Source organism: Bradyrhizobium sp. BRP20 (assembly GCF_020194215.1).
Classification (GTDB): domain Bacteria; phylum Pseudomonadota; class Alphaproteobacteria; order Rhizobiales; family Xanthobacteraceae; genus Bradyrhizobium; species Bradyrhizobium yuanmingense.
Genome location: NZ_JADYVY010000004.1, coordinates 430,847 through 448,785 on the forward strand (window position 1 = coordinate 430,847; position 17,939 = coordinate 448,785).

General features: G+C 65.4%; 18 protein-coding genes and 1 pseudogene. 6 read left to right on the forward strand and 13 right to left on the reverse strand.

Going from position 1 to position 17,939, the window contains the following annotated elements:
* Positions 1-189: 189 nt before the first annotated feature.
* Entirely contained in the window at positions 190-576 is a 387-nt protein-coding gene (locus I6F33_RS13515; RefSeq protein WP_225142844.1) for a helix-turn-helix transcriptional regulator, read from the forward strand.
* Positions 577-578: 2 nt separating this feature from the next.
* Positions 579-1,070, forward strand: a complete 492-nt coding sequence (locus tag I6F33_RS13520; RefSeq protein ID WP_036013486.1) for an SRPBCC family protein — start codon at positions 579-581, stop codon at positions 1,068-1,070.
* 108 nt (positions 1,071-1,178) lie between these two features.
* On the opposite strand, the gene I6F33_RS13525 is transcribed toward I6F33_RS13520, so the two are convergent.
* From I6F33_RS13525 to I6F33_RS13535, 3 genes are all read right to left on the reverse strand, one after another.
* Entirely contained in the window at positions 1,179-2,066 is an 888-nt protein-coding gene (locus tag I6F33_RS13525; protein WP_036013489.1) for a manganese catalase family protein, read from the reverse strand.
* A 140-nt stretch (positions 2,067-2,206) separates the two neighbouring features.
* A complete protein-coding gene (locus I6F33_RS13530; RefSeq protein ID WP_057029681.1) occupies positions 2,207-3,055 on the reverse strand; it encodes an MBL fold metallo-hydrolase in 849 nt (282 codons plus the stop codon).
* Positions 3,056-3,084: 29 nt separating this feature from the next.
* Positions 3,085-3,651 (reverse strand): NADH-quinone oxidoreductase subunit B family protein, encoded by a 567-nt coding sequence (locus I6F33_RS13535; protein ID WP_225124950.1) that lies wholly within the window; start codon positions 3,649-3,651, stop codon positions 3,085-3,087.
* A 260-nt stretch (positions 3,652-3,911) separates the two neighbouring features.
* Here I6F33_RS13535 and I6F33_RS13540 point away from each other — a divergent pair, with 260 nt between their 5' ends.
* Both I6F33_RS13540 and I6F33_RS13545 read left to right on the forward strand, forming a co-directional pair.
* Positions 3,912-4,409 (forward strand): ferritin-like domain-containing protein, encoded by a 498-nt coding sequence (locus I6F33_RS13540; protein ID WP_036013491.1) that lies wholly within the window; start codon positions 3,912-3,914, stop codon positions 4,407-4,409.
* Between the two features lie 129 nt (positions 4,410-4,538).
* Complete coding sequence (locus tag I6F33_RS13545; protein WP_081493004.1) at positions 4,539-4,805, forward strand: hypothetical protein; 267 nt, start codon at positions 4,539-4,541, stop codon at positions 4,803-4,805.
* Between the two features lie 17 nt (positions 4,806-4,822).
* On the opposite strand, the pseudogene I6F33_RS13550 reads toward I6F33_RS13545, so the two are convergent.
* The 4 genes and pseudogenes from I6F33_RS13550 to I6F33_RS13565 form a co-directional block, all read right to left on the reverse strand.
* Positions 4,823-5,952, reverse strand: a pseudogene (locus tag I6F33_RS13550) (ABC transporter substrate-binding protein).
* A gap of 21 nt (positions 5,953-5,973) precedes the next feature.
* Complete coding sequence (locus I6F33_RS13555) at positions 5,974-6,960, reverse strand: tripartite tricarboxylate transporter substrate binding protein (RefSeq protein ID WP_225142847.1); 987 nt, start codon at positions 6,958-6,960, stop codon at positions 5,974-5,976.
* Positions 6,961-7,012: 52 nt separating this feature from the next.
* Complete coding sequence (locus I6F33_RS13560) at positions 7,013-8,209, reverse strand: CaiB/BaiF CoA-transferase family protein (RefSeq protein ID WP_225142849.1); 1,197 nt, start codon at positions 8,207-8,209, stop codon at positions 7,013-7,015.
* Between the two features lies 1 nt (position 8,210).
* The gene (locus tag I6F33_RS13565; RefSeq protein WP_036029094.1) at positions 8,211-9,098 is read right to left on the reverse strand and encodes an IclR family transcriptional regulator; all 888 of its coding nucleotides are present in this window, start codon (positions 9,096-9,098) and stop codon (positions 8,211-8,213) included.
* 216 nt (positions 9,099-9,314) lie between these two features.
* Between I6F33_RS13565 and I6F33_RS13570 the strand changes: the two genes are divergently transcribed.
* Entirely contained in the window at positions 9,315-10,157 is an 843-nt protein-coding gene (locus tag I6F33_RS13570; protein WP_225142851.1) for a hypothetical protein, read from the forward strand.
* 63 nt (positions 10,158-10,220) lie between these two features.
* Here the strand turns inward: I6F33_RS13570 and I6F33_RS13575 are convergent, their stop codons facing one another.
* From I6F33_RS13575 to I6F33_RS13590, 4 genes are all read right to left on the reverse strand, one after another.
* Positions 10,221-11,432, reverse strand: a complete 1,212-nt coding sequence (locus tag I6F33_RS13575) for an ABC transporter substrate-binding protein (protein ID WP_225142853.1) — start codon at positions 11,430-11,432, stop codon at positions 10,221-10,223.
* Positions 11,433-11,474: 42 nt separating this feature from the next.
* Entirely contained in the window at positions 11,475-12,326 is an 852-nt protein-coding gene (locus I6F33_RS13580; RefSeq protein ID WP_225142855.1) for a fumarylacetoacetate hydrolase family protein, read from the reverse strand.
* A 22-nt stretch (positions 12,327-12,348) separates the two neighbouring features.
* Complete coding sequence (locus I6F33_RS13585; protein WP_225142857.1) at positions 12,349-13,872, reverse strand: bifunctional 3-(3-hydroxy-phenyl)propionate/3-hydroxycinnamic acid hydroxylase; 1,524 nt, start codon at positions 13,870-13,872, stop codon at positions 12,349-12,351.
* Positions 13,873-13,944: 72 nt separating this feature from the next.
* Entirely contained in the window at positions 13,945-14,736 is a 792-nt protein-coding gene (locus I6F33_RS13590) for a DNA-binding transcriptional regulator (RefSeq protein ID WP_225142860.1), read from the reverse strand.
* A gap of 147 nt (positions 14,737-14,883) precedes the next feature.
* Between I6F33_RS13590 and I6F33_RS13595 the strand changes: the two genes are divergently transcribed.
* The gene (locus I6F33_RS13595) at positions 14,884-15,867 is read left to right on the forward strand and encodes a VOC family protein (RefSeq protein ID WP_225142861.1); all 984 of its coding nucleotides are present in this window, start codon (positions 14,884-14,886) and stop codon (positions 15,865-15,867) included.
* 18 nt (positions 15,868-15,885) lie between these two features.
* Here the strand turns inward: I6F33_RS13595 and I6F33_RS13600 are convergent, their stop codons facing one another.
* Entirely contained in the window at positions 15,886-16,548 is a 663-nt protein-coding gene (locus I6F33_RS13600; protein ID WP_036029111.1) for a response regulator transcription factor, read from the reverse strand.
* Positions 16,545-17,927 (reverse strand): sensor histidine kinase, encoded by a 1,383-nt coding sequence (locus I6F33_RS13605; protein ID WP_225142862.1) that lies wholly within the window; start codon positions 17,925-17,927, stop codon positions 16,545-16,547. Before I6F33_RS13605 ends, I6F33_RS13600 begins: the two co-directional genes overlap by 4 nt.
* Positions 17,928-17,939: the final 12 nt, after the last annotated feature.

The window sequence follows — 17,939 nt, forward strand, 5'->3', positions numbered from 1 at the left end:
TGAGATGACAACGGGCGCCACGTGCTCTGATCGATCATGCTGATGCGCCCCCGGGATGTTTTAGTGAGGAGGGCGCGAGGTCCCAACTCACGATTGCGCGTTGTGGGTTCCCGCCAATCGAGATTACAAAACTGAGCCGTTCGGCTAACAATTGTTGACGTCCGCGATCCTGCGTGTATAGTTAGCTTCATGGCTAACCAATTATCCAACCTCGACCAGATCTTCGCCGCGCTCGCCGATCCGACGCGGCGGGCGATCGTGATGCGGCTGTGCGCGGGCGAGGCGTCGGTCGGCGAGCTCGCCGGTCCCTTCGACATGGCGCTGCCGAGCTTCATGAAGCACATCCATGTGCTGGAGACGAGCGGGCTCGTTCAGTCCGAGAAATCGGGACGCGTGCGCACCTGCCGTCTCAGCGCGGATGCGCTGGTCGGCGCCGAGGATTGGTTCCAGCAGCAGCGCGCGGTCTGGGAAGCGCGGCTCGACCAGTTCGAGGCCTATGTGATGAAGCTCAAGAAAGAGAAGGAAAGGGCGGCCGCCAAGCGGCCGTCCCGCACAACCGAACGGAAAGGTTCCTGACAATGACTGGTTTTGCAAATCCCGCTCTGTCGCAATGGTCGCTCGACCGCGAGATCGTGATGTCGCGCGTGATCGACGCGCCGCGCGATCTGGTGTTCGAGGCATGGTCCGACCCGAAGCATCTGCCGCAATGGTTCGGCCCGAAGGGATTCAAGGTCGAGACCTTCGAGATCGACGTGCGCGTCGGCGGCGTCTGGCGCTTCAACATGATCGGGCCCGACGGCACGGTCTATCCGAACCGGATGCGCTTCCGCCGCATCGAGCGGCCGTCGCTGATGGAGATGGATCACGGTACCGACCAGGATGACGATCCCCGCATGTTCCGCTTCACCGTCACCTTTGCCGAGCAGAGCAACGGCAAGACCGTGCTGATGATGCGGCAGCTGGCCTCGAGCACCGAGCAGCGCGATGGCATGATCGGCTTCGGCGCCGTCGAATACGGCTACCAGACGCTCGACAAGCTCGCGGCCTATGTGGCGGGCATGAAGCGGTGAAGGCAGTCCCGCCATTCCCGGGCCCTGAGATGGCGAGCCGGGAATGACGGCGTGCGCGAACGCATTCTGATCAAGCCGCCGTCGAAATGGCGGCTTGCCTTGTACAGGTCAGGTCAGCGCGTTGGTGACCGGCGGCTCCTGCATCTGCTCCACTTGCGCGGCGCTGTCGGGACGTGCGGGTCCAAGCACGGGCTCGTCGCCGAGCGGCTCGAAGGCGGGGCGGAAGCTGAATTCGCCGCGGCCGTCGAGCGACGGACCTTGGTTGTAGCGGCCTGGCTCGAGCGGCGCTCCGCTGCGCTCGGTACCCATGAACATGTAGCTGAACTCGGTCGCTTCCTTGCTCCGGTCGAAGCTGTTCGGAATCGGCAGCGCGGCATCTCCGCCCAGCTCCTCGATCACGGCGAGCCATTGCTGTTGATGCATGGTGTCGCGCGCGATCAGGTAGCTGAGCATGTCCTGCATGCCCGGATCGCTCGTGGAGTTGAAGAGGCGCACCGCCAGCGTTCGGCCGGTGGCTTCGGCGGCCACGTTGCAATACATATCGGCGGCGAGATTGCCGCTGGCGTAGATGTGCGAACAATCGAACGGGACGCCGTCGGCGTTGGCCGGGAAGGCCGCCATGCCCGTCGACAGGATATGCCGATGCAGCATGCCCTCGATCACGTGCCGCGGCCGCTCGCCGCCGGACATCACCGCGCCGACGATCGGATTGCCCTGCATGCTGCTCTCCTGCATCGTCGCCGGTGCATTTTCCAGGTTCAGGGCGACCGCGGTCGAAAGCATCTCGATGTGGCTGATCTCCTCGGTTGCGGTGTTGAGCAACACGTCGCGATATTTGGCCGGACCGCGCGCGCCCCAGGCCTGGAAGAAATATTGCAGGCAGACGCGGATCTCGCCCTCCACGCCGCCGATCGCCTGCTGCAGCTGGCGGGCGAAGATCGGATCGGGCTTCTCGACCCTGACCGGGTATTGCAGTCGCTTGTCGAAATAGTACATGCGCAACTCCTTTTGTTCTGTCGTATTGGCGCAATGAAGCCAGTGGGGTTGCGTTCCTAATCATCTGCAATCGCAGTTCAGATCGCTTTGAAATTCGCGGACCGCAAAGCCGAAATTGACGCGGTCCCCCACCACCACTTCTATGCGCGTCGATGGGAAGGTACGGCGACCTCGTCGAACAACTCGGCCAGAGCATCGAGCGCAACGCGCATCGCCGGTCCTTGCATCGCCGCGCCATGGCCGGTCACGACGATCTCGGGAGCAAGCGCGGCAAGTTCGCGCACCGAGGTTTTTGCGCTGGCCCAATCCGGCGTGAAATACATCGGCGGCCCGTGCATCTCTGGCGTTTGCGTCATTGCCGCGTAAACTGACTCCTGCCGGGTGGTGATGAAGGCGTCGCCGGCGATCAGGACGCGGTCGCGCTCACGCCAGAGCGAGACATGACCGGGCGTGTGGCCGGGCGTCGGGATCCACCGCCAGTCTTGCATGAAGGGCACGCTGTGGTCCGAGGGCAGATCATAAAGGCGGGATGCGACGTTGACGGGTCTTGTCGGAAACAGCGGAGAGAGCAGGGCGAGCAAGCCGCCACCGACACTCGGATCGGCTGGCGGATAGGATTGCGTGCCGTCGAGATAGGGATGCTCGGCGTGATGCGCATAAACCGGGACGTCCCACTCGTTCGCCAGCGTCTCGAGCACACCGACGTGATCGAAATGAGCGTGTGTCATGATGATGCAGGCCGGGCGGCCGTGGCCGCCGAACCGAGCCTTGGCGGCGGAGCGAATCGCCGGTGCCGCTCCGGGGATGCCGGCGTCGACCAGTACCCAGTTGCCGTCGCCAGCACCTTCGCGGCCGACAAAGATCACGTTGACGATGGCAAGCTGCCGGTAAGCAACGTCGGCCACGATCTGTCGTGTGTTGTCGTTTCGCTCGAGGTCGAATTCGGGGTTTTCCGCCTCGGCCGCCGGGGAAAGAGGAATTTGCGTCATGCCGGTCCGTGTCGACCCAGTCTGATGTGTCATCGTTCTATCGTGCCCATCCGCCGGATTTTCTTCTGGAGCAGCATCACGCCGTAGAGCAGCGCTTCCGCGGTCGGCGGGCAGCCGGGGACGTAGATGTCGACCGGCACCACGCGGTCGCAGCCGCGCACGACGGAATAGGAGTAATGGTAATAGCCGCCGCCGTTGGCGCAGGATCCCATCGAGATCACGTAACGCGGCTCGGGCATCTGGTCGTAGACCTTGCGGAAGGCCGGGGCCATCTTGTTGGTCAAGGTGCCTGCCACGATGATCACGTCGGATTGACGCGGTGAGGCCCGCGGCGCAAAGCCGAACCGCTCGGCGTCATAGCGCGGCATCGACATCTGCATCATCTCGACGGCGCAGCAGGCGAGTCCAAACGTCATCCACATCAGCGATCCCGTCCGCGCCCAGGTGATCAAATCCTCGGCGGTGGCGGTGAAGAAGCCCTTGTCCGCGAGGTCATCGCGGATCTGCATGAAATAGGGATCTGAGGCGTTGTCCGGCTGCCCCTGGCCCGGACGCGGCACCGGGAAATTGCTGGCGGGTGAAGGACTGTCGGTCATTAGATCATCATTGTCGCTGGGGTGAGGGCGCAACGTCGCGCTGTGACCACGCGCTGCTGTGAACGGCGGGGCGCAGCCGGCGTTCCCGCGGTCGAAGACCACGTTTGCGTTTGGCTATCGCAGGTTAGCGCTGGGTCCTTCGGCCGGAACAGGCAACGAAGACATGGTCTCTCCTGCGGCAATCAGCGCGGCCGTGTTAGGAACAATCGCCCGTGCTTCCCGGTTGCGCGAACGACGCCAGTCAAATGGAGAACAGGAAAATGGCCAATGCAGCCCGCGATACGTTCGTGGTGGGACTACGCAATGCGCATGCGATGGAAGTGCAGGCGCGAGAGTTGATGGAGCGCCAGTCGGAGCGGCTGGACGAATATCCCGAGGTCAAGGCGAAGATCACGGCGCACCTTCAGGAGACCAATGAGCAACTGCGTCGCCTCGAAAAGTGCCTGGAAGCCTGTGGCGAGAGCACGTCGAGCCTGAAGGATACGGCGCAGTCGGTGATGGCCAACATGATGGCCATGGCGCATTCGGTTGCCGGCGACGAGATTCTGAAGAACACTTTCGCGAACAACGCCTTCGAGAATTTCGAGATCGCCGCCTACAAGTCGCTGCTCGCGCTGTGCGGCGCGGCCGGCATGCCGGAGGCGAAGGAGCCGCTCGAGACGTCATTGAAGGAGGAGCAGCGCATGGCGGCCTGGATCGATTCCAATGTCGAGAAGGTCACCATGGAGTACCTCACGCATCAGCGCCAGGCCGCGTAGTTCTTCGCGTTCCTCGCTGACAGCGAACCACCGGCGCGCCCCGCGGCCGGTGGTTTTTTCGCGCCGCCGGGTTCCCTGCCATCTGCGCGTGAGCCTAGGAACGATCGCTGCGATCAGGCTTTGGCAGTGATGACGCACATCATCTTCAGCGATTACCGCAATCCCGCGGCGGAGCAGGCCTACGAGATCGCCTGGGACTTTCTTACGCGAACGGGCGCCATCAGCGACGAATTCGACGCCTGCGTGTTCCTGGCGCAGCGCATCACCGTGATGGTCGAGGAGGGACACACGAATCGGATCCGCATGGCCAACCGCGCGATCTCCGAATACCAGCGCCATGCCGCGGAACGCGACGATCTCATCCGTGGCGGCGGCCGTTACGCCGAAAGGCGTTGAGCGCCGGCGAAGCGGGTTCACTCCCTGGCTTCGTCCGTGACGATGTCGCCGAGCTTCTGCCAGCGCTGGCCGTCGAACTGCACCATCTGGAACTGCTTGTTGACGCGATAGTCCGTCGGCGTGGTCGTGACCGAGATCCCCGGGAGCGTCAGGTCGAGCTCGACGTTCTTGAGGTTGGCCGCCTGTCGCATCACGTTCTCGCGGGTCAGATCGTCGCCGCATTGCTTCAGCACTTGCACCAGGAGCTGCGCGGTGATGTAGCCGTAGACGTTCAGGTTCGAATCCTTGTCGCCCTCAGGATAGTACTTGGCCATGAAGGCGAGGTAGCGCTTCATGCCCGGGTCGTCCTTCCATTCGGGATCCGCGGCATCCTTGACGTATCCGACGCTGATGATGCCCTTGGAATTGTCGAGCCCGGCGGGCTTGAGCACGGCGCTGAGCGAGGAGGCGTTGATGTCGATGATGTGCAGCGCCTTCCAGCCGATCTCGGCGACCTTCTTGATGGCCTGCGCGGCCTGCTTCGGCGTGGTCGCGCTGAACAGCACGTCGGCGCCCGCATCCTTCAACCGCAGGATCTGCGAGTCGATCGTCGGCTCGTTGATCTCGTAGGAGGTCTCGGCGACGACCATGCTCGCCTTGTTGCCGAGGCCCGCCTTGAGGCCGGCGAGATACCCTCGACGAGGTAAGAGGGGTTGAAGCCCATGGTCCAGGGGAAGTTCTTTGGATCGGTGAAGCGTGCGGCGCCGGTGGCGGCGAAGAGCTGCGGGATCTTCTTGGCGTTGAGATATTTCTGCACGGCGACGTTCGGCGCGGTGCCGATGATCTGGAAGGTCAAAAGCACTTCGTCGCTTTCGACGAGCTTGCGGACCTGCTCCACCGTCTTCGGCGGCGAATAGGCATCGTCATACTGGATCAGCTCGACCTTGCGGCCGTTCACGCCGCCCTGGTCGTTGATCATCCTCAGATAGGCGGCCTGGGTCTTGCCGATCACCGCGTAGGCCGAGGCCGGGCCGCTGAGCGGCACGGTCTGGCCCACCTTGATCGCGGTGTCGGACGCGCCGGGATCGTATTTCTTTTGTGCCTGCGCTGCCGCGACCGAGAGGAGAAGGGCGGAGGCTGCGATGAATTTGGTGACGACGTTTTTCATGTCGGTTTCCTCCAGCAATCCTCATTCGCCCTTGAGGCCGGCGTCGCGGATCAGCTTGGTCCATTTCTGCGTTTCGGCGTCGATGAACTTGCTGAACTCGGCGGCGGTGCCTGGGCGCACTTCGAGGCCCTGCGCGGTCAGCTTGTCCTTGATCGCAGGCTCGGCGAGCGCCCGCAGAACCTCGGCCTGGAATTTGTCCACGATGGCGCGCGGCGTCGTGGACGGCACCATGAAGCCGTACCAGCCGGCCGCAGCCACATTGGGAAAGCCCTGCTCGCGCAGCGTCGGTGCCTGCGGATACAGCGCGCTGCGCTCGGCCGAGGCGACGCCGAGCACGGTGAACTTGCCGCTCTGGATGTAGGGCAAGGCCGTCGGCAGCGCGGTCAGTGTGGCGTCGACGCGTCCGGCGAGCAGCTCGGTGTAGGAGGCCGCATCGCCCCGGAACGGGATGTTCAAACCCTTGACGCCGGCGTCGCGGAACAGGAGCTCTCCGGCAAGATGCGGCTGCGAGCCGGCGCCTGGGGAGGCGAAGGTGAGGCCGTCGGGCCTGGATTTGCCGTAGGCGATCAGGTCGGGAAGCGTCTTGAACGGCGCGTCGGCGCTGATGATGAGGAACAGCGGCGCGATCACCACCCTCGCCACCGGCGCCAGATCCTTGCGCTCATAGGTCAGCTTGCCGAACAGCGCCTCGGCGGTGGCGTAGGGCGCCGCGACATAGAGGATGGTGTAGCCGTCGCCCGGCGCATCGGCGACCATGTCGTTGGCGATGCGCGTGCCGGCGCCCGGCTTGTTCTCGACAATAAACTGCTGACGCAGGCTGCGGCCGAACTCTTCGGCGAGCAGACGCAGCGAGATGTCGTTGGACCCGCCGGGCCCGTAAGGCGAGATCAGACGGACCATGCGCGAGGGCCAGGCGTCCTCGGCATGTGCCCTCATGCCTGAGCCGGCCGCGAGCCCGCCCGCGATCGTGCCCAGCAGAGCTCGCCGCGTCACCTTGAACGATGCCACTGTTGTCTTCCTCCCTGTATTTGTTTCTCTTTTATCTACCGCTCTTACGACCTCAGATCACCTTTCGTTGGGTGAGCTGCTCGATCCTGGCGTCCGAGAGCCCGAGCCAATCCCGGTAGACCTCGTCATTGTCCTGGCCGACGTCGCCCGCGGCATGGCGCAGGCGCGCGGGATCGACGGTGAAACGCGGCACGACATTGGTCATGGCGACCGTGCCGAAATCCCGGTCGGCAACGCGCGTGATCACCTCGCGCGCCTTCACCTGCGGGTCGTCGGCGATCTGGTCGATCGAATAGATCGGGGCGAGCGTTCCCTGCGCGGCATTGAATCTCGCGAGGACCTCGTCGAGGAGATGCGCGGCGCACCAGGCCGCGAAGATGTCGTTGAGTTCGACGGCGTGCTTGACGCGCTGCTCATTGCCGGCAAAGCGCGGATCCGCGATCAGATCGGGGCGGCCGATCGCCCGGCAGTTCGCTGCAAAGAGCGCGTTGGTCGAACCTGCGAGCGTGACCCAGTGACCGTCGCGGGTGCGAAACACCGCGGCCGGTGCTGAATAACCATTGGCGTTGCCGATGCGGCTGCGAACGGTGCCGAGCTGGTCGTGCTCGATGGCGAGGACGTCGAGCAGGCGGAAGGTGGCTTCGGTCAGCGCGAGATCGATCTCCTCGCCCGGCGCATCTGTGTCGCGCGCCGGCTTCCACAGCGCTGCCAGCACGCCGACGGCGCCGAACAGGCCGCCGATCGAATCCCCGATCGGGTATCCGGGATGGGTCGGTTCGCCGCCGCTCTCGCCGGTGATGTAAGTCAGTCCGCCCATGGCCTCGAAGATGCGGGCGAAGCCGGGGCGCTCGCGATAGGGACCATCCTGCCCGAAGGCGGTGGCGCGCAGAATCACGAGACGCGGCTGGATCGACCACAGCACCTCCTTGGGAAGCCCCCAGCGATCCAGCGTTCCCGGACGAAAATTCTCGATCAGCACGTCGAAGCGTGGAAGCAGCTGCTTGAACAGCGCAAGCCCTTCCGGCGTGCGCAGATCGAGCGTGGCAAACTTCTTGTTGCGGTTGGCGGCCTTCCACCACAGCGGCTTGCCGTTCTTGAACGGCGGAAACGACCGCACGCCGTCGCCGTGCCCGGGCATCTCGATCTTGAGCACGTCCGCGCCGTAGTCGGCCAGCAGCGTGGCGGCGAACGGCGCGGCGATGATCGTCGCGATGTCGAGAACCTTCAATCCTTCGAGCGGTCCAGCCATATCATGTTCCGGCGCTTGTGATTTTCTTGGTTTTGCGCGGCGGCGGCTTGAGCTCGGCCTGACCGACCATGGCCCGGATGCTATCGGCGAGCGCCGCGATGCGCGGACCGATTTCGCCCTCGAGCTGCCCGGGCTGCAGCCGGAAGGCGGGGATGCCGCAATTGATCGAGAATGATTGTTTCGCTTCGCCGATATGAAACAGCGGCGCGGCGACGGCATGGATCGAGGCCATGTACTCGCCCCAGCAGGTGCAGAAGCCGCGGCTTTTGCATTGCGCGATGCCGGCGCGGTATTTGTCGCGGAGCGCCGACCACAATCCGGCATCCTCGGCGGCGAGATTGCGTTCCAGCCGGTCTGCATCGGCCGGCGGCAAGGTCGCCGCCGCGGCGCGGCCCATGGCGGTCATCACGACGGGAATGGGCATGCCGATGTCGGGCACGTGCGGGCCGACATCGCCGGAGCGCGCGGTCTCGACATAGATCATCGACGTCGCATCGAGCAGACCGATCGACACCGTGCCGCGGACGCTGTGCGCCAGCTCCTGCATCATGGGCCGCGCCACCTGGCGGAATTGCATTCCGGCGAGCAGGGGATGCGCCATCCGCAGCGCCCGTGCACCGACGCGGTACTTCGACCGCTCGGCGTCGTAGCGGAGATAGCCGAGCTCGGCCAAGGTATGGGTCAGCCTCGCCACCGTCGGGCGCGGGATGCCGGTCAGCGTCGACAGCTCCATGTTGCCCAGCAGCGTGCTCCCGGCCTTGAACGCCTCGAGCACGACGAGCCCCTTGGCCAGAGTGGTGGCGAAAGCGGCGTCATCGGCGCTCTCGGCCAGCACGGCTGCGGCAGAGGAGAGCGGGCGCTGCGGCTTCGGTGAGTCAGTCGGAGCCATCCCGGAATATCAGACGGACGGATTTCGAATGTCCAATAGATTCGCCATCCATGAGAAGATTGTCCGATATGTGGACACTCGGCTCGCAGCGCTTCTTGCGCCTTCCGAGCACCGCTGGAACGACCGGGCACACAGATTTTTGTCGTGATTGCCTGTCGTTCTGTGACAGGATTATTACGACGACGTGTCAGATCGATAATTTTTGCGGAGCGGTTCATGTTGCAGTGGCAGGCGCGGTCAAATCCCCTGGCGTGGTGGTGGGGATCCCTCACGCTTGTGAGCAGCGCCAATATCCTCGTCTGGTTCATGCTCTATCGTGAGTTCTATCCGACGCCTTCGGCCAGCCTCGGTGGCGGCTCGGACATCGGGCTGATGTTCCTGCTGTGCGCCGGCTATGTGTTCGGCTGCGCCTTCCGTTCGGTGCTGCCGCGCGCCGACGTGCAGCGCATCTGCCTGTTCGACACCTGGCTCTCCAGCGTCGCCGTCGGCCGGACGGTGGCGACGGTGGCCGAGCTCTGCTTCGCCGCGCAATGGGCCATCATCCTGCATCAGCTCGGCAAGATGACGGGCGCGGAGACCGCGGTGAACATCGCGCTCGTGATCGTGCCGATCATCCTCATCGCGGAATGCTTCTCCTGGTACGCGGTGGTGACGACCAACTTCCTCTACAACGCGATCGAGAATTCGCTGTGGGCTGTGACCTTCTTCCTGGCCGGCATCGCGCTATGCCGTCTGATGCCGGAATTCCAGGGCGTAGTGCGCTGGGCGCTGATGTCAGGCATCGTCGGCATCGCCTGCTTCCTTGCCTTCCTCATCACAGTCGACGTGCCGATGTATCTCAGCCGCTGGCGAGCAGGGCATGAAGAGGGCAACACATTCCTCGGCTTCCTCGAAGGGCTGCATGACGTCTCGACGCGCTGGGTGGTGACCCACGACATCGCGCACTGGAAGGGCGAGCTGACCTGGATGTTCCTGTATTTCAGCGCGGCGGTGTGGTCGAGCCTCGCGCTCTGCGCGCTCTACGCGATGGAAGGCTATCTGACGCGCTATCTCGCCTGACGGTCAGATTCCAACTTGACGCGTTCTCTGAAGCGAAGCGGTATCCACTTCGCTTCAAAGCGCTTACTTGCCGACCAGGCTGCATTTGCTGCGATCGAGCGGGCGGAAGGCCTGGTCGGGCGGGATCGTCGCGACGAGCTTGACGAAGTCCCACGGGCGCTTGGATTCCTCCGGCGTCTTGACCTGCACCAGATAGAGATCGTGCACCATGCGTTGGTCCTCGCGAATGCGGCCGTTGGGGGTGTAGGCGTCCGACACCGGCGTCGCCTTCATTTTGGCCATCACGACGGCGCCCTCGTCGGAACCGGTGTCCTTCACGGCCTGCAGATAGTGGCGCACGGCGGAATAGACGCCGGCCTGGATCTGCGAGGGCATCGCCTTGCGGCGAGCATAGAATGCATCGGAGAATGTCCGGGCGGCCGGCGAGACATCCTCAAAGAAGGAGGTGACGATGAGATCACCGCGGGTCGCTTTGAGCCCAACCGCCTCGATGTCGACGTTCTGGAACGACATCGGCACGATCTTCATGCCTTGGCTGGCGAGGCCGAACTCCTCGGCCTGCTTGATCGCGGTCGCGTTGTCGCCGGCAACGTTGATGGCCAGGATCTTGGCGCCCGACGACTGCGCCTGGAGCAGGAATGAGCTGTAATCGGGCGTGCCGAGCTGCGCCTTGACGCTGCCGGCGACCTTGCCGCCGAGTGCGGCGATGCGCTCGCGTGCGGTCACCTCGATCAAATGGCCGAAGGCGTAGTCGCCGGTGATGAAGAACCAGGGCTCCTTGCTGGTCTGCATGATGCCGGAGACCACGGCGGTCGCGGTGGAATAGGCGTCCTGGGTCCATTGCACGCTGGTCGGCGCGCACGCTTCATCGGTCAGCTGGTTCGCGCCTGCGCCGGAGATGAGGAATATCTTGCCGTTGCCGCGCACCAGCTCCTGCACCGCCAGCGCTGCGCCGGAGCTGCCGCCATCGGCGACGGCCTGGACGCCGTCGCTGAACCATTTTCGCGCCAGCGATGCGGCGAGATCCGGCTTGTTCTGGTGATCGGCCTGCAAGATCTCGATCGGCTTGCCGTTGATCTTGCCGCCGAACTCCTCGGCGGCCATTCGCGCCGCTTCGACCGAGCCCGGACCCATGGCGGTCGCGAACACGCCGTTCATGTCCGTGAGGACGCCGATGCGGATGGCCTCGCCCTTGATCACGGCCCGCGCGGGGAGGGGCGCGAGCGCAAGTGCGATCAGGAGGGTGGCGACGGAGTTGGTGCGGGTCGTGCCCATGGCGTTTCCTTGATGTTATTGTTGATTGATCGGTGTTGACGGTCAGGCCTGTTCGGCGATCACCGAGTTGCGCAAGGTGCCGATGCCGGAAATCTCGACCTCGACGGTATCGCCGGGGCGCATCCACAGCGGCGGCGTGCGCTTGGCGCCGACACCGCCCGGCGTGCCCGTGACGATGACGTCGCCGGGCACGAGCGGGCAGATGGTGGAGATGTAGGCGATCAGCTCGGGGATGGCGGTGATCAGGAGATCCGTCGTGGTGTCCTGCACGACATTGCCGTTCAGCCTTGTCTGCAAGGTGAGCTTTGACGGATCCGGAATCTCGTCGGTCGTCACCAGCCACGGACCGAAACTGCCGCTCTCGGCAAAGGTCTTGCCGGCGAGGAATTGGCTGGTGTGGCGCTGCCAGTCGCGGATGCTGCCCTCGTTGTAGCAGGAATAGCCGGCGACGTGGTCGAGCGCGCGGCCGGGGGGAATGTGACGGCCCGCCGTGCCGATGACGAGCGCGAGCTCGCCTTCATAGTCGAAGTCGTCGCTCACCCCAGGTTTGACGATGGGCTGGAGATGGCCGACCTGGCTACAGGCAAAGCGCGCAAACAGCGCCGGCTTTTCGGTGACGGTGCGGCCGGTCTCGGCGACGTGGTCGCGATAGTTGAGGCCGACGCAGATGATCTTGCCGGGATCGGGAATCACGGGCGCGAAGTTGATCTTGTCGAGCGGATGATCAGGGGCCGCGGAGGCGGCCAGCCTTGCCGCCTCGGCGAGCCGACCGGCTTCGAGCAGCTCCCGCAGCGTGGTGCACCCCGCCATCCGCGCGCCGAGATCGACGACGCCGTTGTCCTTGACGGCGCCGAAGGTGGGGCGTCCGTCCACACTGAGTGAGAGCAGCTTCATGAAATGTCCTTGACGGGTTCGGTCAGGCCGCGGAGGGCGCTTGGGCTGAAGGAATTCGAGTTGCAGGGGCGATGGCGGCGATGAGGCGGTCGAGCTCGGCCTCGTTGCGGGCGGAGCCGCGGATGTAACGGTCGGGACGAACCAGTGCGGCGATGATGCCGTGCTCGCGCAGCCAGGGCCCAAGATCGTTGGCATCGTCGCTGGTCAGGATCTTGATCCCCGTCTGCGACAGCGCGAGACGCGATGAGAGTGCCGCCGCCGTCTCGACGAGCAGCACGTGGTTGTAGCCGGTCCGGTCATCGCTGCGGCTGGCGTCGGTCAACGTGAACTGCGGCGCGAGATGTCCGGCGAGCGGCAGGTCGCCGAACTCTAGTCCGGGGCCGAGCAGGGGCTTCTTCACGTCCAGCTTGACCGGCGCGTTCTCGCGCGCTTCGCCGGCGGCAAGGCCGGCCTCGATCGCCTTGGTGTTGATGACACCGCCGAGGCGAATGGCGAGCTCGATGAACGCGCGCACAGGCGGCAGCCGTTCGCTCTGATAGGTGTCGAGCAGATCGGGCGCGGCGCCTTCGCGGATCACGCTCGCCAGCTTCCAGGCGAGGTTGGCGGCATCGCGAATGCCGGCGCACATGCCTTGGCCGAGGAACGGCGGGGTCTGGTGCGCAGAATCGCCCGCGAGCAGCAATCGCCCGTTCCGCCATTGCTGCGCGATGACCGAATGGAACGTGTAGACCGCGGCGCGCTCGATCTCGGCATCGGCGGGCGTGATCCAGCGCGACAGCAGCTCCCAGACCTTCGCGGGTTGCGCAACGTCCTGCGAATCCTCGTCCGGGAGAACCGTGATCTCCCAGCGGCGCCGCGTGCCGGTGCCGCGCACGTAAGTCGCGGGCCGGCTGGGATCGCAGTGCTGAAGGCTGTAATCACCGAGGTCGTCGCGCACGCGCTTGAGCAGGACGTCGATCACGAGCCAGCGCTCGTGGAAGCCGAGGTCGTCCATGCCCGAACCGATGAAGCGGCGCACTAGGGAGCGGGCGCCGTCGCAGCCGATCACGTAGGCGGTTCGGACCTCGCTGAGCCTCCCGTTAGAGAGGTCTTCGCAGCGGACGCGCACGCCGTGCTCGTCCTGATCGAGCGCGAACACCTCGCAGCGGTTGCGCAAGGTGACGTGCGGCCAGCGGGCGAGGCCACCGATCAACGCGTCCTCCAGATCCGGCTGGTGGAAGCGGTAGCTGAGATGCCAGCCCATCGGCGTCAGCGTTTGCGGACGGGACCAGTCCAGCAGCATGCGGCCGGCTGCATCGAGAAACAGCATGCCGGGACTGAGAATGACGTGCGGCAGGATCGCCTCGGCAAGCCCGATGGTCTGGAACACGCGCATGCATTCATCGTCGAAATGCACCGCGCGCGGCAGATGATAGGTCCGCGCCTCGCGCTCCAGCACCAGAGTCCGCACGCCGCACAGGCCGAGCAGGTTGGCGAGCGTGGCGCCCACCGGCCCGCGGCCGACGATCACGACGTCAAACTCTTCCGGGGTGGATTTATCTTGCATGGGGTATCTCTTCCCCAAGCAGGGCCGGCGCATCAACGCCGGCGCGGCAAGTGTCCGCCCAGCGGACGGCCTCTATTCCGCAACAGGAATGGCCGACGCCGTTTCCAGCAGCTGGCTCGCAAACTGCGCGACCGCTTCCTCGATCCCCAGCGCCGAGCGGATCCAGATGATCGAGATGCAGCCGAATACGGCGCCGTCCCGCACGATGGCAACGGCAATCGAAGCCGTCTTGGGATTGTATTCGCCCTCGGTTCGGATCGCGTAACCTCGCGCCGCGGTCTCGGCGATCATGCGGTCGAGCCGGCCCTGGTCGAGGAAGGGGCGGTCGTCGGCCTCATCGATGCGGCGGAGATGATTGATGATGAGATCGCGTTCGCGCGCAGGGCAGGCGGCGAGATAGGCGCGGCCCGCAGACGTGCGCAGCATCGGCAGGCGCTTGCCGATCATGCCGCGGTCGATCGAGAGCGGGCTGCGAGAGTGGGTGGTCTCCTGCACCACCATCGCCGCGTTCTCGTAAGTCGAGAGATCGACCGGCCAGACCAGCTTCTTGCTGAGATCGCCGAGATAAGGCGCCGCCGCCTGGCAGATCACCACGCCGGGATCGTAGCCGTCGCCGAGGCTTAGGGCACGCCGGGTGACCCGAAATCGGTCGTCGCTGGCGCTGCGGGCGATATAGCCGAGCTCCTCCAGGGTTTCGAGGAGGCGGTAGACGGTGGGTCGGGGCAGGTCGAGCGCGCGGGCGACGTCGCCGGCGCGGATGCCGCCGGAGCGGTTGACCTCGTGCAGCACGTCGAGCCCGCGCTTGAAGGCACGGACGCCCTCAGACTGCCGAGGCTGGCCGTTCCGCGTCCGCTCCTTGGACACTTCCTATTTCCTCCCTTGTGGCACATCGCGGCGCGCTTATTGTCGTTGCGAACGCGAGGCGATTGCGGAACGCCACCGTAGGATCGCGCGCGGCCGGTATCAAGCTCGCCGCAGTACGGCGACCGCGATGCCTCCGGGAGGAATTCGATGGAAATCGCAGCGCTCGGCTATATCGGAATCAGTTCATCCCAGCTCGATCAGTGGAGCCGGATGGCGACCGGGCTGCTCGGCATGCAGCAGGTCGATCGCGGCGGCAAGATGCGGGCCTTCCGCATGGACGACCGCAAGCAGCGGCTGATCGTCGACGGCGGCAGCGATGCCGGCCTTGCGGTGATGGGATGGGAAGTTCCTTCGACCGTCGAACTGGATAAGCTGGCAGGACGGCTCGAAAGCCATGGCATCAGGGTGGTCCGAGGTTCGCGCGCACTCGCTGACGAGCGGCATGTCGCCGAGCTGATCGCGTTCACTGACCCCGCCGGCAACCGGCTGGAGGCCTTTTGCAAGCCGGAGCTTGCGAGCGAGCCGTTCAGGCCGGGTCGCCCGATCTCGGGCTTCCGCACCGGCGCGCTCGGCATGGGGCATGTCGTGCTCAATGTGGAGGACGTCGAGCCGCTGTTGCCGTTCTATCGCGACGTGCTCGGCTTTCACGTCTCCGATTTCGGGCTGAAGCCTTACGGGCTTTATTTCTTCCACGTCAACGGCCGCCACCACTCCTTTGCGATGGTCGGCTCGGGGCGAAAGGCGATGCATCACTTCATGGTCGAGCTCGGCTGCCTCGATGATGTCGGGCAGGGCTACGACCTCGCGCAGATGGACGAGGGGCGCATCGCCTACACGCTGGGCCGGCACACCAATGATCACATGACCTCGTTCTACGTGAATACGCCATCCGGCTTCTTCATCGAATATGGCTGGGGCGGACGCGTCATCGATCCCGAGACCTGGCAGCCGCACGAGACCTTTGATGGGCCCTCGCTGTGGGGCCACGAGCGGCTGCATATGCCCGAAGAGCAGCGCACGCGATTGCGCGAGATGCGGCTGGATGCGGCTGCCCGCGGCGTGCGCGTCGCCGATCCGCGCGTGCCGCCACTCAACTGCGCGTGGCTGGACTCGGTGGTCGCACGTGAGTGATCTGCGGCGACGCCGCGATCAGGCTTCGCCGAGATCAACCTCCGTCAAGATCCCCTGGCGCAGCGCCAGCCGGACCAGCTCGATGTCGGAGCCGACGCCGAGCTTGTCCTTGATCAGCGAGTGCAGGTTCGCCACCGTCTTCGGGCTGACATGCAGCGTCTCGGCGATCTCCTCCGTCGTGTTCTCGGCGAGCAGCAACCGCAGCACCTCGAACTCGCGTGGCGTCAGCACGTCGGCGGCGGAGCTCTCGCCGCTGATGCGGCTCAGCGCAAGCTCGTGGTCGATGTCGGGGCTGATGGCGATCTTGCCGGCGAGCACGTCCTTGACCGCGCGCACCAGGGTCTCGGGCGGGCTGGTCTTGGTGACGTAACCCCGTGCACCGGCGCGGATCGCCTGCACGGCGAAGCCGGCGTTCTCGTGCATGGTGAAAACGAGAATCCGTGCCGCCTTGTCCCACTGCCTGATCCGCCTGACGGCCTCGATGCCGCCGATGCCGGGCATGCTGAGGTCCATGATGACGAGGTCGGGCGTCTCGGATTTGTAGAGGCGATAGGCTTCCGCTCCGTCGGCCGCCTCAGCGACGACGCGCAGGCCCGGCTGCTTCTGCAGCACCGAGCGATAGCCCTCACGGACGACGGAATGGTCGTCGACCAGCAGGATGGTCGCTTCCGCCGTGCTCATGCAGCGTGCTCCAGGGCCTCAGAGGCGGCAGCCGGGAGCGGAATGAATACGCGCAGCGAGGAGCCCTGAAGGCCGGTCTCGAAGCTGAGCCGGCCGCGAAGCGCGGCGACGCGCTCGCGCATGCCTAGCAGGCCCATTCCGGACTTAGCGGCAGCTTCGTTCGGCCGGCCATCGTCCTCGATCGCGAGCGCGATCTCGCTGTCGGCCATGGTCAGATGCAGGCTAACCTTCGTTGCACCGGCATGCTTGGCCGCGTTGGTGAGTGCCTCCTGCACGATGCGGTACAGGTTGGCACTGACAGCGGCGGGCACGCTGTCGAAGGCGCCGTCGAACCGGATATCGAAGCGCGGCTGGCCGCGGCTGCGGCCGTTCCACCCCGAAACCAGGCCTTCGAGGCTGGCGACCAGGCCGAGCTCCTCGACATCGGGCGGCCGCAGCCGGAACAGCGCACCGCGCAGCGTCTCCATCATGCCGGTCGCGGTGCGGGCAATGCTGTCGCATTCGCCGAGCAGGTCGGGACAGTCCTGCGCCGCAGTCTGGCGGGCGGATGCGGCCAGCGCGCGGATCGCGGCGAGGGACTGGCCGAATTCGTCGTGCAGTTCGCGGGCGAGATGGCGGCGCTCCTCGTCCTGGAGCGCGATCAGCTTCCGCGTCAGCTCGTTGCGCTCGGCAAGCGCAGTGTCGAGGCTTTCGGCGAGGTGGTTGAAGACGTCGCGGATGGCGGAGAGCTCGGCGAGATCGAACGGCGGCAGCCGCGTGGTGAGGTCGCCGGCGGCGATGCGTTCGAGGCCGCTGCCGATCATGCGGGTGGGGCGCAGGGCACGGGCCAGTGCGGCATAGACCAGCGCACAGAGCAGCGGCAGCGCGATCGCAAGCGCGATCATCAGGCGGCCGGCCTCGTGCCAGGCCTCCGCCGTCTGCACCGCCGGATCGATCGAGACCACGGTCTCGCCGAGCTTGGTTCCGCGCACGATCACGGGCCGCGCCGCCTCGCGGCCCGGGTCGAACAGGCTGCGATAGAAGGCCGAGAAGGCTTGTGGCGGCGGGCTCGCCGGGGCAGGCGCGCCGCTACAGAAGCGCTGCAGCATGTCGCCGCTCGCGCTGCGGAAGCCGAGGCAGAGGCCGGGCGTCATCACATGGGCCGACACCGGGTCGAGGTCCGGAAAGTCCGAGCGGGGGCTCGCCCCCCATTGCACCTTGCCTTGCTGCAGCTCGAGCGTCTTGGCCACGATGGCGGCGATCCCGTCGATCCGCGCATGCGCGGCGTTATCGGCGGCGACGAGGAAATAGGTCGAGATCACGGCGAAGCAGGCAGCCGAGATCGCGGCCACGCGCAGCGTCAGACGGACCTTGAGATCGAATCTCGGGCGATTCCACATCGGCTTGCACCT

Bases quoted from the DNA above. Each gene is read 5' to 3' on its own strand.
- I6F33_RS13515 (WP_225142844.1), top strand. From the start codon at position 190: ATGGCTAACCAATTATCCAACCTCGACCAGATCTTCGCCGCGCTCGCC.
- I6F33_RS13520 (WP_036013486.1), top strand. From the start codon at position 579: ATGACTGGTTTTGCAAATCCCGCTCTGTCGCAATGGTCGCTCGACCGC.
- I6F33_RS13525 (WP_036013489.1), bottom strand. From the start codon at position 2,066: ATGTACTATTTCGACAAGCGACTGCAATACCCGGTCAGGGTCGAGAAG.
- I6F33_RS13530 (WP_057029681.1), bottom strand. From the start codon at position 3,055: ATGACGCAAATTCCTCTTTCCCCGGCGGCCGAGGCGGAAAACCCCGAA.
- I6F33_RS13535 (WP_225124950.1), bottom strand. From the start codon at position 3,651: ATGACCGACAGTCCTTCACCCGCCAGCAATTTCCCGGTGCCGCGTCCG.
- I6F33_RS13540 (WP_036013491.1), top strand. From the start codon at position 3,912: ATGGCCAATGCAGCCCGCGATACGTTCGTGGTGGGACTACGCAATGCG.
- I6F33_RS13545 (WP_081493004.1), top strand. From the start codon at position 4,539: ATGACGCACATCATCTTCAGCGATTACCGCAATCCCGCGGCGGAGCAG.
- I6F33_RS13560 (WP_225142849.1), bottom strand. From the start codon at position 8,209: ATGGCTGGACCGCTCGAAGGATTGAAGGTTCTCGACATCGCGACGATC.
- I6F33_RS13565 (WP_036029094.1), bottom strand. From the start codon at position 9,098: ATGGCTCCGACTGACTCACCGAAGCCGCAGCGCCCGCTCTCCTCTGCC.
- I6F33_RS13570 (WP_225142851.1), top strand. From the start codon at position 9,315: ATGTTGCAGTGGCAGGCGCGGTCAAATCCCCTGGCGTGGTGGTGGGGA.
- I6F33_RS13575 (WP_225142853.1), bottom strand. From the start codon at position 11,432: ATGGGCACGACCCGCACCAACTCCGTCGCCACCCTCCTGATCGCACTT.
- I6F33_RS13580 (WP_225142855.1), bottom strand. From the start codon at position 12,326: ATGAAGCTGCTCTCACTCAGTGTGGACGGACGCCCCACCTTCGGCGCC.
- I6F33_RS13585 (WP_225142857.1), bottom strand. From the start codon at position 13,872: ATGCAAGATAAATCCACCCCGGAAGAGTTTGACGTCGTGATCGTCGGC.
- I6F33_RS13595 (WP_225142861.1), top strand. From the start codon at position 14,884: ATGGAAATCGCAGCGCTCGGCTATATCGGAATCAGTTCATCCCAGCTC.
- I6F33_RS13600 (WP_036029111.1), bottom strand. From the start codon at position 16,548: ATGAGCACGGCGGAAGCGACCATCCTGCTGGTCGACGACCATTCCGTC.
- I6F33_RS13605 (WP_225142862.1), bottom strand. From the start codon at position 17,927: ATGTGGAATCGCCCGAGATTCGATCTCAAGGTCCGTCTGACGCTGCGC.